The 13,517-nt window shown below is 56.7% G+C and carries 13 protein-coding genes; 3 read left to right on the top strand and 10 right to left on the bottom strand.

Translation table 11 applies throughout. The annotated features are described in order from the left end of the window. Positions 1 to 98 precede the first annotated feature (98 nt). The 3 genes from CYR55_RS23525 to CYR55_RS07620 form a co-directional block, all read right to left on the bottom strand. A complete protein-coding gene (locus CYR55_RS23525; RefSeq protein ID WP_165699544.1) occupies positions 99 to 245 on the bottom strand; it encodes a hypothetical protein in 147 nt (48 codons plus the stop codon). 94 nt (positions 246 to 339) lie between these two features. Then, a complete protein-coding gene (locus CYR55_RS07625) occupies positions 340 to 1,347 on the bottom strand; it encodes a cytochrome d ubiquinol oxidase subunit II (protein WP_165699543.1) in 1,008 nt (335 codons plus the stop codon). Continuing rightward, complete coding sequence (locus CYR55_RS07620) at positions 1,347 to 2,732, bottom strand: cytochrome ubiquinol oxidase subunit I (protein ID WP_101815544.1); 1,386 nt, start codon at positions 2,730 to 2,732, stop codon at positions 1,347 to 1,349. The genes CYR55_RS07625 and CYR55_RS07620 overlap by 1 nt, the downstream gene beginning before the upstream one ends. Before the next feature lie 356 nt (positions 2,733 to 3,088). Here CYR55_RS07620 and CYR55_RS07615 point away from each other — a divergent pair, with 356 nt between their 5' ends. Next, positions 3,089 to 3,349: a hypothetical protein gene (locus tag CYR55_RS07615; protein ID WP_101815543.1), complete on the top strand. Its 261-nt coding sequence runs from the start codon at positions 3,089 to 3,091 to the stop codon at positions 3,347 to 3,349. Between the two features lie 190 nt (positions 3,350 to 3,539). Here the strand turns inward: CYR55_RS07615 and CYR55_RS07610 are convergent, their stop codons facing one another. The 3 genes from CYR55_RS07610 to CYR55_RS07600 form a co-directional block, all read right to left on the bottom strand. After that, a complete protein-coding gene (locus tag CYR55_RS07610; protein WP_101815542.1) occupies positions 3,540 to 3,836 on the bottom strand; it encodes a hypothetical protein in 297 nt (98 codons plus the stop codon). A 246-nt stretch (positions 3,837 to 4,082) separates the two neighbouring features. After that, on the bottom strand, positions 4,083 to 5,183 hold the full coding sequence (locus CYR55_RS07605) for a tyrosine-type recombinase/integrase (protein ID WP_101815581.1): 1,101 nt from the start codon (positions 5,181 to 5,183) through the stop codon (positions 4,083 to 4,085). Between the two features lie 419 nt (positions 5,184 to 5,602). Next, positions 5,603 to 6,109, bottom strand: coding sequence for a hypothetical protein (locus CYR55_RS07600; protein WP_101815541.1), 507 nt, complete (start codon positions 6,107 to 6,109; stop codon positions 5,603 to 5,605). A gap of 188 nt (positions 6,110 to 6,297) precedes the next feature. On the opposite strand from CYR55_RS07600, the gene CYR55_RS07595 reads away from it, so the two are divergent. Further along, the gene (locus CYR55_RS07595; RefSeq protein ID WP_101815540.1) at positions 6,298 to 6,696 is read left to right on the top strand and encodes a hypothetical protein; all 399 of its coding nucleotides are present in this window, start codon (positions 6,298 to 6,300) and stop codon (positions 6,694 to 6,696) included. 67 nt (positions 6,697 to 6,763) lie between these two features. Here CYR55_RS07595 and CYR55_RS07590 read toward each other — a convergent pair whose 3' ends face one another. Further along, positions 6,764 to 7,792, bottom strand: a complete 1,029-nt coding sequence (locus tag CYR55_RS07590) for an ABC transporter substrate-binding protein (RefSeq protein ID WP_241522104.1) — start codon at positions 7,790 to 7,792, stop codon at positions 6,764 to 6,766. A 122-nt stretch (positions 7,793 to 7,914) separates the two neighbouring features. Here CYR55_RS07590 and CYR55_RS07585 point away from each other — a divergent pair, with 122 nt between their 5' ends. After that, positions 7,915 to 10,026, top strand: coding sequence for a TonB-dependent receptor (locus CYR55_RS07585; protein ID WP_101815538.1), 2,112 nt, complete (start codon positions 7,915 to 7,917; stop codon positions 10,024 to 10,026). A 56-nt stretch (positions 10,027 to 10,082) separates the two neighbouring features. Here CYR55_RS07585 and CYR55_RS23520 read toward each other — a convergent pair whose 3' ends face one another. From CYR55_RS23520 to CYR55_RS07575, 3 genes are all read right to left on the bottom strand, one after another. Further along, entirely contained in the window at positions 10,083 to 10,226 is a 144-nt protein-coding gene (locus CYR55_RS23520) for a hypothetical protein (RefSeq protein ID WP_165699542.1), read from the bottom strand. Between the two features lie 106 nt (positions 10,227 to 10,332). Then, entirely contained in the window at positions 10,333 to 10,893 is a 561-nt protein-coding gene (locus tag CYR55_RS07580; RefSeq protein WP_206604036.1) for an RBBP9/YdeN family alpha/beta hydrolase, read from the bottom strand. Positions 10,894 to 10,990: 97 nt separating this feature from the next. After that, a complete protein-coding gene (locus tag CYR55_RS07575; protein ID WP_241522103.1) occupies positions 10,991 to 13,210 on the bottom strand; it encodes a bifunctional diguanylate cyclase/phosphodiesterase in 2,220 nt (739 codons plus the stop codon). Positions 13,211 to 13,517 lie beyond the last annotated feature (307 nt).

The raw sequence follows: 13,517 nt of genomic DNA, 5'->3' as shown, positions 1-13,517 counted from the left end.
GGATTCTGAAGGGAAGATCCGGCGGGGAGAATAAAAGTAACCCGCCTGTATCTTAATGATATCAGGCGGGTAATGTTGTCAGGGTTCAGCGTTTATTATCAACGCCAGAACACCACGACATAAGTACCGATGACCAACACAAATATGGCCCATGCCGTATAGGCGATTGCCAGGTTGGTTTTACCATCAGGTTGACCTTCATGCGGGTCGTCTTGTATTTTGCCGGGTAATTCGCTGTCTTTCATATAACCTTCCTTTTACCAGTGCATTTACAGTGGATCACTATCATGCCCAGAAAAGCGCGCTGTTTTGAAGGTATAGATCAGCATTATTGTAATATCAATTTTTAACCGACACTGATTGTCGGTGAATTTTACCCCTGAATACTGAAAAAACATAGGTGTTATAAAATAAGGTAAACGGGATAACCAACCCGTAGCCCACCAGCACAAATCCTTGTGTGGCCGCGGGCGCGGCGCTGTTAAACAGCGTGACGTGCGGCGGCAGGAGCAGCGGAAATAATGTCAGTGCAATTGCCATAAAGACGAATGCTACCGCCAATAAGAGTGTCATCAACGGTAACACTGTCAGGTGGTGGTGTAACACCCGGTAAAATATCCACGTGAGTATTGCCAGCAGCCCCAGGAACGTCACCCAGACCGGCGTGTCCTGCCAGCGGGCGGCGTTATGCGCATTCAGCCGGATCATCCACGCCAGAAACACCGCACCCAGCAGCAGGGTAAGCACGCCAAGCCAGGCGGCGCGCCGCCGGTAAAAGTTACTCAGTTCACCGGCCATCCGCCAGATCAGCCAGCCTGCGCCCATTAACAGATAGAGCACGACTACCAGCCCACCGCTGAACAGGGTGAACGGGGTACACCACAGCAGGGTTTCCGGTGGGGCCGCCCCGCCGGGGATGCCCTGAATCACGCTGCCGAACAGGATGCCCTGAAAAAACGCGGCACTCAGTGAACCGGCAAAAATTGCCAGGTCACACAGCCAGGGGCGGCGCGATACCTGCCGGAACTCCACCGCCGCCCCACGCAGCACCAGCGCTATCGCCATCATCAGGGACGGCACCAGCATGGCCGTGAAAAAGGCGCTGTAGGCGGTGGGAAACAGCGCCAGCATCCCACCCAGCAGCAGCACCAGCCAGGTTTCGTTGGCGTCCCAGATCGGCAGGATGGAGAGCGCCAGCCGGTGGCGATCGGCCGCTTGCCGGGTGAGGCCGAGCCAGATGCCGACGCCCAGATCGGTGCCGTCCAGCAGGATATAGGTCAGCAGCGAGAAAGCCAGCGTCGCCCCGGAGACAATCGCCAGCCCATCCTGCCCGGTTAACAAGTCCACTATTTTTCCTCCGGCTGGGAGAGCATCTGCCACATTTCCGGCGCGGCACCCTGCTCCCCGGTTTCAGGCCGCTGCGCCAGAATCCGCAGCAGGAGCATAAAGCCGATGCCGAACGTCAGCAGATAGACCACGGCGATAACCGCCATCACCGCCAGCGAAAGCGGCAGGCTCAGCACGCTGGCGCTCTCACTGGTGCGCATCAGCCCATACACGGTGAAAGGCTGCCGGCCGGATTCCGTCACTACCCAGCCGGCGAGCATCGCGACAAACCCTGCCGGGCCGAGGGCCACCATCAACCGGGCCAGCGTGCGGCTCTCAAATAACCGGCCGCGCAGCCACAACACCAGCGCGGCCAACGCCGCCAGCGCCATCAGCAGCCCCAGCCCCACCATCAGCCGGAAGGCAAAAAACACCAGCGGCACGTTGGGGAGGTCAGCAGGCGGAAAAGCCGAGAGCGGCGTAATGGTGCCGGTCAGGTTATGGCGCAAATAGAGTGACCCAACATGCGGGATAGCCACTTCCGCCCGGTTGCGTTGCTGTTGCTGGTCCGGCAGGGCAAACAGCCGCAGCGGTTCGCCCTCGCCCGGCGCAGGCCGTTGCCAGCTGCCCTCCATCGCGGCCAGCTTTTGTGGCTGGTGCGCCAGGGTATTCTCTCCATGCAGATCCCCTACGAGGATTTGCAGCGGCGTAAAAAGAATCAGCCCGGCGAGGCTGACGGCATACATCACCCGCGCCTGTGGGTGCTGCCGATCCCGCAACAGGTGCCAGGCCGCGCAGGCGGCAATCAACAGGGCGGTACCGATCAGCGAAGCCAGCAGCATATGCAGAAAACGGTAAGGGAATGAGGGCGTGAAAATCACCGCCCACCAGTCGGTGGGCACAAAGCGGCCACCGCTGCCGAACGCGAACCCTGCCGGCGTCTGCATCCAGGAGTTGGCGGCCACAATCCAGAATGCGCTGATAATGGCGCCGAGGGTCACCATTAAGGTGGCGCACAGGTGCAGGCGCGCACCGATTTTCTGCAAGCCGAACAGCATCAGCCCCACAAAACCCGCCTCAATAAAAAACGCGACCAGCACCTCATAAAACATCAGCGGGCCAATCACTGCCCCGGTTCGTGCGGTAAACGGCCCCCAGTGCGTGCCGAACTGAAACTCCATCACCACCCCGGTAACAACGCCCACGCCCATGTTCAGGGCAAAAACCTTTTGCCAGAAGTGCATGATGTCCAGATAGGTCTGGCGGCGGGTGCGTACCCAAAGGATGTTAATCACACTGAGGAACAGCGACAGGCCGATGGCCAGCGCCGCCAGCACAATATGGAACCCAATGGTAAACGCAAACTGCGCGCGGCTGATGAGCAACACAAGATCGTGAGTATGCATGGTGCCTCCTTCCCAAAGTCTATGCGCGGCCGGGGGCTTTGCAAGACAGCAAACGGCGGGAAGAAAGAGGATGTGATTGATGTAAAGGAAAAAGCCGCTTACTGCGATAACGGTCAATGAGAAAAGTGAGGGTGTCCCAAGGACAATGCACGCTGTAAATGATATTAATTGATTTGTGTGAACATACTCCCAACTTACACATTGGCCGATCAACCTGGCGGAATCCGGCCTATAGTTATAGACGCGGCAGACCCGCGATGATTTATATTTCTATTATTCATCATATTCTTAACGATGACTTTCATTTAGATATGACAGACAATGCTGCGTACTGACAAGCCAAGTAAGGGTGAGCGATGAAAAGAAAGATCCCTATTCTCAAAAATACGTATGAACAAATTTATCACGATGCGGGGCCGCACCATGCGATCCCATTGTTAATTATGTCCAGCGAAGCCGGAACGGAGGTATTCTTCTCACCAAAGCTCAATCAGTTGCAGCTGTTGGCGGCGCTTGATATAGCCATTATCAATATGACGGCTTACCGTGAACGGGTCGTCCACCAGGATATCACCGACGGGGTGCTGGACGCGGCCAATAATGAGCAGGCCGGGTGAATTGCACCACTGTGAAGCAGGATAAGGGCAGAGGAATGGGCATATACCAATGCTGATTGCGCCATCCTGAGGCAATCAGCATCTTAAAAATAACCTGTTAATTATTAATTCATTATCTCGGTATGATTGACCAGCCTGACTCAGGAAATCTCTGGAGCAGGGCCGGCAGCAGGGTAATCAGGCCGGGGGATTACAAACTCCCATCGGTATTCATAAAATCATCATTATTACGTGCCGGCAGACTGCCCATAATTCCCGCCCAGTGTTCAACCTGCTCTTTACTGATATATTTTACTTCCGCTGTACCGGGATGGCGTTCTGACGGAGTGACATACGCAATGCATGGAAAAAACCGGGGCCGGTTTTGAAAAAGTAACTCCTCTACCTCTTCATTATTCATGAGAGGATTTATTCCCGAGCCGGGAAACAAAAGGTACTCATCAAACAGCCACGTTCTATATTCCACTATATCGGTTAATAGCTTCATAGCGGTTCCCTTATTCACTTGCTATAGAGGGGCATCACCTAATGAGTATGGTGCATATAAAATATTTTGGTAGCGAATACTCAGTATGATTTACATTAAAATAACAGAACAATTATAGCGGAAGCAGGAGAACCCTCTACTTCAACTACTTAGTTTTGCTGCTTTATTTTTTATTCTCTGATAAAACCGATTTACTTCATTACTTAAGCCAAATATCTTATGGGTTATTTGCCGGGCGTGACAGTGTCACGCCTCCATATAGAGCATTGCTGCCGGAGGCAGGGCCAGTTGCACGCCGCCATATTTATGGGACAGCATCAGGTAACTTTCTGCGGTGATAATGGTGGTGACATCTGCGGAGAATTTGTCCAGCGCCACCTGCATCTGTGCCAGATAATCATGCGTATCATACACTTTATCAATACCCTCAAGGGCGTGGTTCATTATCTTACGTGCCACATCATTAGAGACACCGAGCGCAGAAAGTTTTGACCGTGCGGTACGGCGCAGGTCGCGGGTGGTGAACGGTTCCAGCCCCAGCCCGCGTTCCGCCCGCACCAGCCGCCGTAAAGATTGGGTGATCGCCCCTTTTGACAAGGGTTGCGCGGCATTCAACGGGGACGGCACCAGCCAGGGACTGTCTGGGGTATTCGCCCGCTCAAGTGCCTCAATGCACTGCCGCATCAGCGGGCTGATGGGTAACGTGTGATCGCGCTGCGATTTATTGCGCCTTCCCTGCCGCCAGATGCCGGCATTGAGATCAAACTCATCCCGCCGCGCGCGGATAACCTCATCCGGGCGGCGCGCCGACAGCAGGCAGAGCCGCAACGCCCAGCGGCACTGTTCCGACAAATCCCACATATCCAGCCCATGCCAGAACACCCAGATTTCCGCATCCGTTAAGGTGCGTTCGCGGGGCGGCGCATTACGCCCGCCGACATCACGGCGTTTCATCGACCCCAGCGGCGAGTGATCGAGGTAACCCTGGGTTTCCGCCCAGCCAAGGAACTGTTTGCAGAGCGCGAACACCCGTTTGGCCTCAGAGATTTTCCCCTCAGCCAGTAACAGGTTAAACAGCCGGTTCAGCCGCAGGCGCGTGACTTTTTTCAGCGGCAGTGCGCCAATCCCCGGCAGTACATGGTTCAGCAAAGAAGAAATGGCGATCTCCGGCCGCCGGCGCGTGATCATCAAGGAGAGCCGGATCCAGACCCGCATGATCTCCTCGACGGTGCCCTCTTCATCCACGTTGTCCAGCATGGCCAGCGGTGTGGCGCGGATGGCCTGCATATACGCCACCACATGCTGCCCGACATGTTCACTGGTGAAATCGATCTCGGTAGTTTTCATCTGGTTCATTTTTGCCGATATTTTCAGTGGCCGCCGTTATAACAGATTGCCGATTATGACTCAAAACGTTTGTGACTCCATACCTAATAAGTCTGGCGTCACAGAGAAGCATTTAGGTGAAAAATAAAGGGTTCAGGTGTGTAACTTACGGCACGTCAGGAATGCGCGTTATACCCCGTTTTTTTATTAATGACGTGTACGTGAAGGCTGGAGCAGTTGGCCTGGTTTAGCCCGACATTGACGAAAACAGCAGGAGGCGGGTATAATTTCACCTGTAATCGGTTGACGCATGGAAAAACGCCGATGCCATGCAGATCAGCACAGGCTGAACCGATGGGGAGAACGCTGGGCAGGATGGTTTATTCGCATTCAATTGCGGAAAATCGCTCAGGGTGGCGTACCCCCAGCTGATTACTGTTTTACCTGCCATTCTTCATGATGGCACGACTTTTGGCCTCGGATGCGTGATACGCAGTGACCGGGGCCAGGTTGTTTATAGTGACTTCCACTATCAGCATTCCCCGGTATTTCTCCCGCGTTTTACCCACTCTCAGTACCTCTACAGAGTTCAGTACCACAACCTGTTGCTCGTGTATTTTCTGCACTGCCACACTGCTGCGGGCATTAAGTGAAGCAGCCAGTACAGCTGCGCACTCCTGCCATGTTAACCCATCTTTGCTGCCGCGAGCGGTAAGGATATGTTTGATAACATGGGGAAAGAAGGTAATGCCTCTGCCCGGCGGCGGCCATCCCTGGCGGGTACAGATAACTTTCAGCTCATTGAATTGTTTATTAGTCAGCAGATAGGTAAAGAGCGGCGCGTTCCATTCTTCTGCCGGCACGCCTGCGCCGATGACGGAAACCTGATAAACCCATTCCATGTAATACGCGACTGCTTCGCGCAGTGCGTTATCGCCAACTGCCATTCAGACCCATCCTTGAGGAAAGAGGGGAATAATTATACGTGGGAACAAAATGGCAGAGAATCCGATTCACTGGTTATCCAGCCCTGCTTTCTTGAGCGCGATCATCTTCAGATGCCTTTGCCGGTTAGACCTTTACGCAGCCCGACAGTATGCTGTTAAGCAGGACTTTTCTCTTGAGGAGCGTGACGATGGCGGTAACCAAGAAGCAGAATGTCGAACACTTTATGCCGTATGTGGAAAAGATGCTGGCCGGCCATACCCTGCAACCGGATGAACATCACGATCGTCAGGCGCTGGCACGTATAGCAGACGGGTGCCGCTCAGTGGTGTTTGTGCCGGTGGAAACCGTGCGGCTGGCGGGGAATGTGGTGGGTTACCGGATGACAGAGGCGGATCGCCGCGACTATTACGAGCGGCGCGCTGAACAGTTGGTGCGGCAACAGCATGTCATCGAACATGCGCAAAACCAGCGTGATGCCCGGCGCGCCAAAAAATTGTTTGCCCGCCTCGGCTTGCCCCTGCCGCCGGAGGTGGAGGCTCTGGCCAATGCCCGTTTGTCAGATCCTGATAAATTACCTGAAGAGTAAAACAGGCGCCCCCGTTATGGGACGGGGGAACATTTTTTAATATGAACCCTTTTTTCTCTCCATTCCCTTACTCCGGCCCCAACCCTTTCAACATCCGCATTGCCTCGGCGTCACTTAACCGGTAATCGAAAAAGCGCTGGTAGAAATCCCGGGTAATTTTCACCATATCGTTCTGCGGGAAGAGATCCGGGTGTAACAGTTTTGCCGCCCATGGGATCTGGAGTGCCGCTTCGGTGCCGTAACGATCCCACGGGAACACCCCGGCCGGGTTGCGGTACACCCGCTTTTGCTGCACTGCCTTCAGCGCCGTGAACAGTGCCGCGTAGTCAGAATCCGCAATTGACCCGGCATCCGCCCCCAGAATAATGATGTCCGGCTGCCAGGCGAGGATCATCTCCGGCGAGATTTCATGCAGGTTGCCCTTGATCGCGGCAGCGGCATTGCGCCCGCCTGCCGCCTGGATCCACTGATCGATCAGCGTATCGCTGCCGTCTATTTTCAGCGGATGCAGAGAGGCGATATGCAGCACGGTCGGCCGTTGCTCGGGTGCCAGCGAGGCAGTGCGCTGGGTGGTCTGGGTGAGTTGCGCATCCAGATAGGCGTTGTAGGCCTGCGCCCGCGCGGCGGCGTCCGGGGTGCCCAATACGGCGGCCGTGGTCAGCAGGGATTTTTTCAGCGACGGGTAATCAGTAAACCGCATCTCCAGCGTCGGGATATTTGCCTGCCGGTATGCCGGGGCATCGCCGTCACCCGCCGGGACAAAAATCACGTCAGTCTGTCGCGCCAGTAACGCCTCGCTGTTAAAGGTAATGCCGTGCACGCTGAGCGCCTGGGCCAGCGACGGTTGCAGGCGGAACATCCACGGGCGGCTTTCAGGATGGTTGACCGTTGCCACAATTTTGCTACCGGCACCGAGTGTCATTAACAGAGAGTGATGCGCATACCAGGCATCGGCAATGTGCCTGACCTGCCCCGGCACCGTCACCGTTTTACCTGTGTCATCGGTAATCTGCCGCACGCCATCAGCGGCAAACGCAGAGGGAAAAGAGCCAAAAAGCAGGGAAAACGCGGCGATTAGCCTGAGGCGAGAATTCATAATTACCTTCATGCACGAAAACAAACGCCCTAACCTATCACATCGTTATATATAATAATACATATCGATATGTTACCCTTCGCACCCTTGATTCTTTACCCCGGCCGTAAGCCTGTTACCTGATGATAACCATCTCCCTTTTTGCCCGCCGCGCCCTGGCGCTTGCCGTTGCTGCCGCATTGCCGGTCTATGCCGCCACCCCAAACGATACCCTGACCGTGACCGCCACGCCGCCCACTACCGGCACCCCCGCGCCTGACAAAGAAGCCTCGGTCGGTAATCTGGGGAAGCGCGAAATCCGCAACACGCCTTACGCAATACAGGCGGTGTCGCCGCGCGTGATGCAACAACAGCAGTTTAAAGAGATCAAACAGATTTACCGTTACCTGCCCTCCGTACAGGGCGATGGCGTGCGGCCGCAGAGCCGCGGCATGCAGGGCAGCGTAGTGCAAAACAGCCTGATCGACGGGCTGAATGTGGTCTCGACCACGCCTTACCCGGTCGAGCAGTTTGACCATATTGAAGTGCTGAATGGCCTGGGGGGCGCGCTGTATGGCCCGGCCAACCCGGCGGGGATGTTTAATCTGGTATCGAAACGCCCGGCCGATCTGCCGCAGCGTTCCATCACGCTGGGCGGCGGCAGTGACGGCAGCCGCAAGGTGGGTGCCGATCTCAGCGGCCCGCTCGACAGCGGCGACCGGCTGCGTTACCGCCTGAACCTGCTGGATGAGGAGGGGCACAGTTATGCCGCCAACAGCCGGAAACGCCGCCAGCTGGTGGATCTGGCTGTTGACGCTAACCTCACCGATCAGACGGTGCTGGAAACCACCTTCAGCTATTACCACTATGTTGAAAAAGGGTTGCCGGCCAGTTATGCGCTGGCAAATGGTGTGGCGTTTCCGTCGGCATCACGCATCGATCAGGACCGTTCCGGGCAGTATTATGCAGGAAATGATGACAAAACCCTGACCGCCGCCCTCCACCTGAAACACGATTTTGACGGCAACTGGCTGGGCGAAATCGCGGTGCTGCGGCAGATTGCCGATCGTGAATCCACGGCGGTGACCAATACCTTCCTGAACGGTAACGGCGACTACAAGACCACCACCTCCAGTTCTGCTGCCAGCCGTTTTACCATTAACAGCTATTTCGCCAACCTTACCGGCGAGGTGGACACCGGCTGGCTGAAGCATGATATCGCTGCCGGGCTGCGCGGCTTTGTCTGGAAAAATGATAACCCGCGTAACGGCACCACCACGACGCTGGGCCAGGCGAGCCTGGCGCATCCGCAGGCTTTTGCAGAACCCGATTACCCCGATTTTACCGATCGTTATCACTCTGCCACCACCACCCAGCAGTCGTTCCTGCTCAGCGACACCCTGACCTTCTCGCCGCAATGGAGCCTGTTGCTCGCCGGCAGCCAGAGCTTTTTGACCTCAGCGAACTACAATAAAAACGGCAGCCGCAGCAGCGCTTCTGATGACAGCGGGTTCAGTGGTTCCGGCAGTGTGATGTACAAACCGGTGGAACCGCTGACGCTCTACGTCACCTATGCTGACAGCCTGCAACAGGGGGATGTCGCGCCCAGCGGGGCAACCAATGCCGGATCGGTGCTGTCGCCCTATCGCAGCAAGCAGGTTGAGGCAGGCAGCAAACTGGCGATCGGCAAAACGCTGCTGACCGCCGCCCTGTTCCAGATTGACCGCCCTTACGCTTACACCAACAGCGCGGGCAACTACGCGGTGGACGGCGCACAACGGAACCGCGGGCTGGAGCTGATGGCGGACGGCGACGTCACGCCGGATCTGCACCTGTTCGGCGGGGTAACCTGGCTCGACCCACGCCTGCGGGATACGGCGAGTGCTGACACCGAAAACCGGCAGATTGTCGGGCTGCCGCGCACCACGGCCAGCCTGCTGGCGATCTACACCCTGCCGATGCTGCGCAGTACCGAGGTGCATGCCGGGGCGCACTATGTCGGCCGCCGCCCCACCGATAACGCCAATGATAACTGGGTAGGGAGCTACGCCACGGTTGATCTCGGCAGCAGCTACCAGACCACGTTATTTAACAGCGCAACCACCTTCCGGCTGGACATCATTAATCTCACCAACCGCCACTACTGGACGAATATTGTGCCGGGCGGGTTGAATGGCTACAGCGGCGCGGGGTATGCCTCGGCGCAACTGGGTGAGCCGCGCATGGCGGAGTTGTCAATGCAGATAGCGTTCTGAGGAAAGCAGGAAAGGCGAGGAAAAGATAACCCGGCGCGCCTGCGCCGGGGTGACAATCAATGCTTTGGCGTGTCTTTGGGCGGCTCTTTATCGCCGGACTCGGGTGCGCTATGCGGATCGTCTTTGTCGTTGGCATGGGAAGGCGACGGGTTTTTGCTCTTATCGTCCTGTTGCCCGCTGGCAAACTGTTGCTGGCTCATCACGTGCTCCTCAATGGTTAACGTTGCTATCCAGATTTCGTCAAAAAACGAAAGTGAATTAACAGTATAGACAATCAGGCGCAGAATGCCGGTTTCCGGCAGGTGCTTACACCGGCTGAAGCTGGTTACCGGAAAGCTGGTTAATCAGCACTTCACATAACGGCCACTCACCATAACCGGCGGCACTGTGCAGGTGGCCGCCGCCGCGGATAATAATCAGCTCACTGCCCCAGGCGGTTGCCAGCTGGTTGGCGCGCGTCAGGCTCAGGTGTTCATCGTTGTCGCTGGCGACCAGCATCGAGGGGAACGGCAGTGGGGCGAGGCTTAACGGCCGCTGAACGCGGATCGCCTCCAGCGCGTCAGGTGCGTCCACATCTGCCGGGGCTACCAGCAGCGCGCCTTTGATGTTCAGCCCGGCGTTATTCATTGCTGAAGAGTGCGCCGCCCACTGGGTGATCGCGACCGCCCCGCAGCTGTGGCCAATCAACATCACCTCGCCGGTGAGCGGTGCCAGTGTCGCGGTGATGCCGTCAATCCAGGCTTGCCGCGCCGGGCATTCCCAGTCTTGTTGCTGCACACGGATAATCTGCGGGTATTTCTGCTCCAGCAGCGTTTGCCAATGCTGTGGCCCGGAGTTGGTATACCCGGGCACCGTAATAAATTGCATGATCCTGTCCTTTTGAAAAGCAAAACGCCTATTACAGGTGACAACGTCACTTCGTCAGACGTTGTAAACCGCTGCGCAGAATAACGCAAAACAGCGCTTAAGTATGGTGGGCATCTGATTTCGCCATCAGCGCCGGCAATTGATCTTCAGGGATCGCGCGGGAGAAGAGATAGCCCTGCATCTCATCGCAGCCCGCTTCGGTCAGGGCCGCCATCTGCCCCTCGGTTTCCACCCCTTCGGCGGTCACCGTCAGCCCCATCGCCCGGCCGAGCCGCACCACGGATTCCACAATCGCGCCGGAGTTCTCCCCTACGCCCAGGTTACGGATAAACGAACGGTCGATTTTGATTTTGTCCACCGGGAAGCGGCTCAGGTAACTGAGGCTGGAGTAACCGGTGCCGAAATCATCCAGCGCGATTTTGAACCCGGCGTCACGCAGCGCCATCAGGGTCAGGCGTGCTTCGTCATCATCATTCAGCAACACGCTTTCGGTAATCTCCAGCTCAATGTGGGACGGGTCGGCCTTCTCTTCCGTCACAATGGTTTTGATCCGGTTGGCGAAATCGCTGGAGCGGAACTGTACCGGCGAGACATTCACCGCAATAAACAGCGCCGGCCAGGTATGGGAAGCCCGGCACGCCTGGCGCAGTACCCATTCCCCCAGCGGGATAATCACACCGTTCTCCTCCGCCACCGGGATAAACTCATCCGGCGAAATGGTGCCGCGCGTCGGGTGCTGCCAGCGTAACAGCGCTTCCAGCCCGATCACGTGCTGGCCGGACATATCCACCTGCGGCTGGAAATGCACCTCCAGCCCGGTGTTGTTCATCAACGCATTGCGCAGATCGGTGGCAATCTCCTGCCGGGTCTGCACCGAGTCATCCATCGACTGCTCAAAATAGCGGAAGTGGCCGCGCCCCTCATATTTCGCGACATACAGCGCAATATCCGCTTTACGCATCAGCTCGCTGCGTTCCATGGCATCGGCCGGCGCCAGCGCCACCCCGATGCTGACGCCAATAAAAGTATCATTGCCGGCCAGCATAAACGGCCGCTCAATCGCCGCGTGGATCCGCTGGCAGAGTGCCTGCACATCGCTCAGGTCATGAACGTCCGTCTGCACCACCACAAACTCATCCCCGCCGATGCGTGCCACGGTATCCGTTTTGCGCACCAGCGCCGAAAGGCGCGACGCGACTTCTTTGATCAACCCATCCCCGGCGCTGTGGCCCAGGGTGTCATTGACGTTTTTGAAGCGGTCGAGATCCAGCACCAGCAGGGCGGTAAACCCGCCATTGCGGGCCGTCAGCGCCAGCGAATGGGAGAGCCGGTCTTCCAGCAGCGCCCGATTCGGCAGCCCGGTCAGCACATCATGGAAAGCCAGATGCTGCGCCTGCGCCTCACTGGCGCGCAGTTCAATCATCGACTGGTTCAGGTTCAGGGCCGAATGCCAGAGCGTGCGCACAATCACCATAATCACCGCGACCATCACCACCCCAAACAGGGCGGCGGCCGGGCCGACGTAACTGAGCATCCGGCTGCCGGGCCGGTCTGGTTGCCAGGTCATGTAACCGACCTGATCGGTATGTTTGGCATAAACCGGAATACTGATCTCCGCCGGTTTGCTGCTTGCCTTAAGGGTAAAGTGCAGGCCCCGGATCAGGCCGCGCTGTGAAAGACTGGACAGGAAACCATCATTCAGCAACCGGATGCTGACCAGGGTATAGGTTGGCTCACGCGGCAGCTTTGGCCCATGGATCTGGCTGGCGGCAAACACCACCGGGTTCCCTTCCACAATGGCGACATCCGTCAGGCTGGGTGCGCGGGTACGCCGTAAATTCTGGTCAGAGACCGTTTTCAGGTTCGCTTTTTCAGCGCGTGCGCGCAGTTCAGCCAGCAGCGGCACGATCTCGGGCGGCATCAGCCGTGGGTCATTGCTGCCCATGCCGTTGATCGAGGCGAAGACCATCCGGTTGTCCGGCGACAGGATAAACACCTGCTGATGTTTGAACATGTTATAGAGCCAAGCGCCGACATTCTCATTAAGCCAGGTGATATCAACAGGCTGCTCCGCCAGCTTCTGCGCCACCGGCTCCCAGGCGGCCACGCTGCGCTGCTGTGAGGCCAGTTCAGCCAGGCTGTAGGTCAGCGAGGAGGTAATGATCGCCGCCTCCTGATGTTGCGCCCGTTGGTCGTTCTGGTGGCCCAACCAGAATAAAAACAGGCCGATAGCGACAAACATGATCAGCAGCACAGCGCTCAGCGGGTAGAGCATCTGCCGGTTAAAGCGACTGCGGAAACCTTCAGGAAGTTTCATGTCACTGAGCATGGTTGTATCCGTGCAAAGAGGGAAGGTGAGTCCGTTAAGATTAGTACAAAAATCAATCTTGCTAATCAATAGCAGCTGATTCCATTGCCAAAAGGCGCTTGCATAGCGGAACAGATTTTTTAACGCGTCAGGAAGAAACAGAAACGCCGGTGACTTTCACTCTGCGTTATAAAACAGGCGCTTGAAGAATCAACTGGTTACGTTATATTCATAACAGATATATTTATAACGATAAGGCATAAGCATAGCCAATATTGTTCTGGTTGCCCTACCCTAAGTTAACCTACACTCGCGA

This window comes from Chimaeribacter californicus, from assembly GCF_002858675.1.
Classification (GTDB): Bacteria; Pseudomonadota; Gammaproteobacteria; order Enterobacterales; family Enterobacteriaceae; genus Chimaeribacter; species Chimaeribacter californicus.
The sequence above is the reverse complement of the archived record's forward strand: the minus strand, read 5'-3'. Positions and strand labels throughout refer to the sequence as shown.

Bases quoted from the DNA above. Each gene is read 5' to 3' on its own strand.
- CYR55_RS23525 (WP_165699544.1), bottom strand. From the start codon at position 245: ATGAAAGACAGCGAATTACCCGGCAAAATACAAGACGACCCGCATGAA.
- CYR55_RS07600 (WP_101815541.1), bottom strand. From the start codon at position 6,109: ATGGCAGTTGGCGATAACGCACTGCGCGAAGCAGTCGCGTATTACATG.
- CYR55_RS23520 (WP_165699542.1), bottom strand. From the start codon at position 10,226: ATGAGCCAGCAACAGTTTGCCAGCGGGCAACAGGACGATAAGAGCAAA.
- CYR55_RS07575 (WP_241522103.1), bottom strand. From the start codon at position 13,210: ATGAAACTTCCTGAAGGTTTCCGCAGTCGCTTTAACCGGCAGATGCTC.
- CYR55_RS07610 (WP_101815542.1), bottom strand. From the start codon at position 3,836: ATGAAGCTATTAACCGATATAGTGGAATATAGAACGTGGCTGTTTGAT.
- CYR55_RS07585 (WP_101815538.1), top strand. From the start codon at position 7,915: ATGATAACCATCTCCCTTTTTGCCCGCCGCGCCCTGGCGCTTGCCGTT.
- CYR55_RS07595 (WP_101815540.1), top strand. From the start codon at position 6,298: ATGGCGGTAACCAAGAAGCAGAATGTCGAACACTTTATGCCGTATGTG.
- CYR55_RS07580 (WP_206604036.1), bottom strand. From the start codon at position 10,893: ATGCAATTTATTACGGTGCCCGGGTATACCAACTCCGGGCCACAGCAT.
- CYR55_RS07605 (WP_101815581.1), bottom strand. From the start codon at position 5,183: ATGAAAACTACCGAGATCGATTTCACCAGTGAACATGTCGGGCAGCAT.
- CYR55_RS07590 (WP_241522104.1), bottom strand. From the start codon at position 7,792: ATGAATTCTCGCCTCAGGCTAATCGCCGCGTTTTCCCTGCTTTTTGGC.
- CYR55_RS07615 (WP_101815543.1), top strand. From the start codon at position 3,089: ATGAAAAGAAAGATCCCTATTCTCAAAAATACGTATGAACAAATTTAT.
- CYR55_RS07620 (WP_101815544.1), bottom strand. From the start codon at position 2,732: ATGCATACTCACGATCTTGTGTTGCTCATCAGCCGCGCGCAGTTTGCG.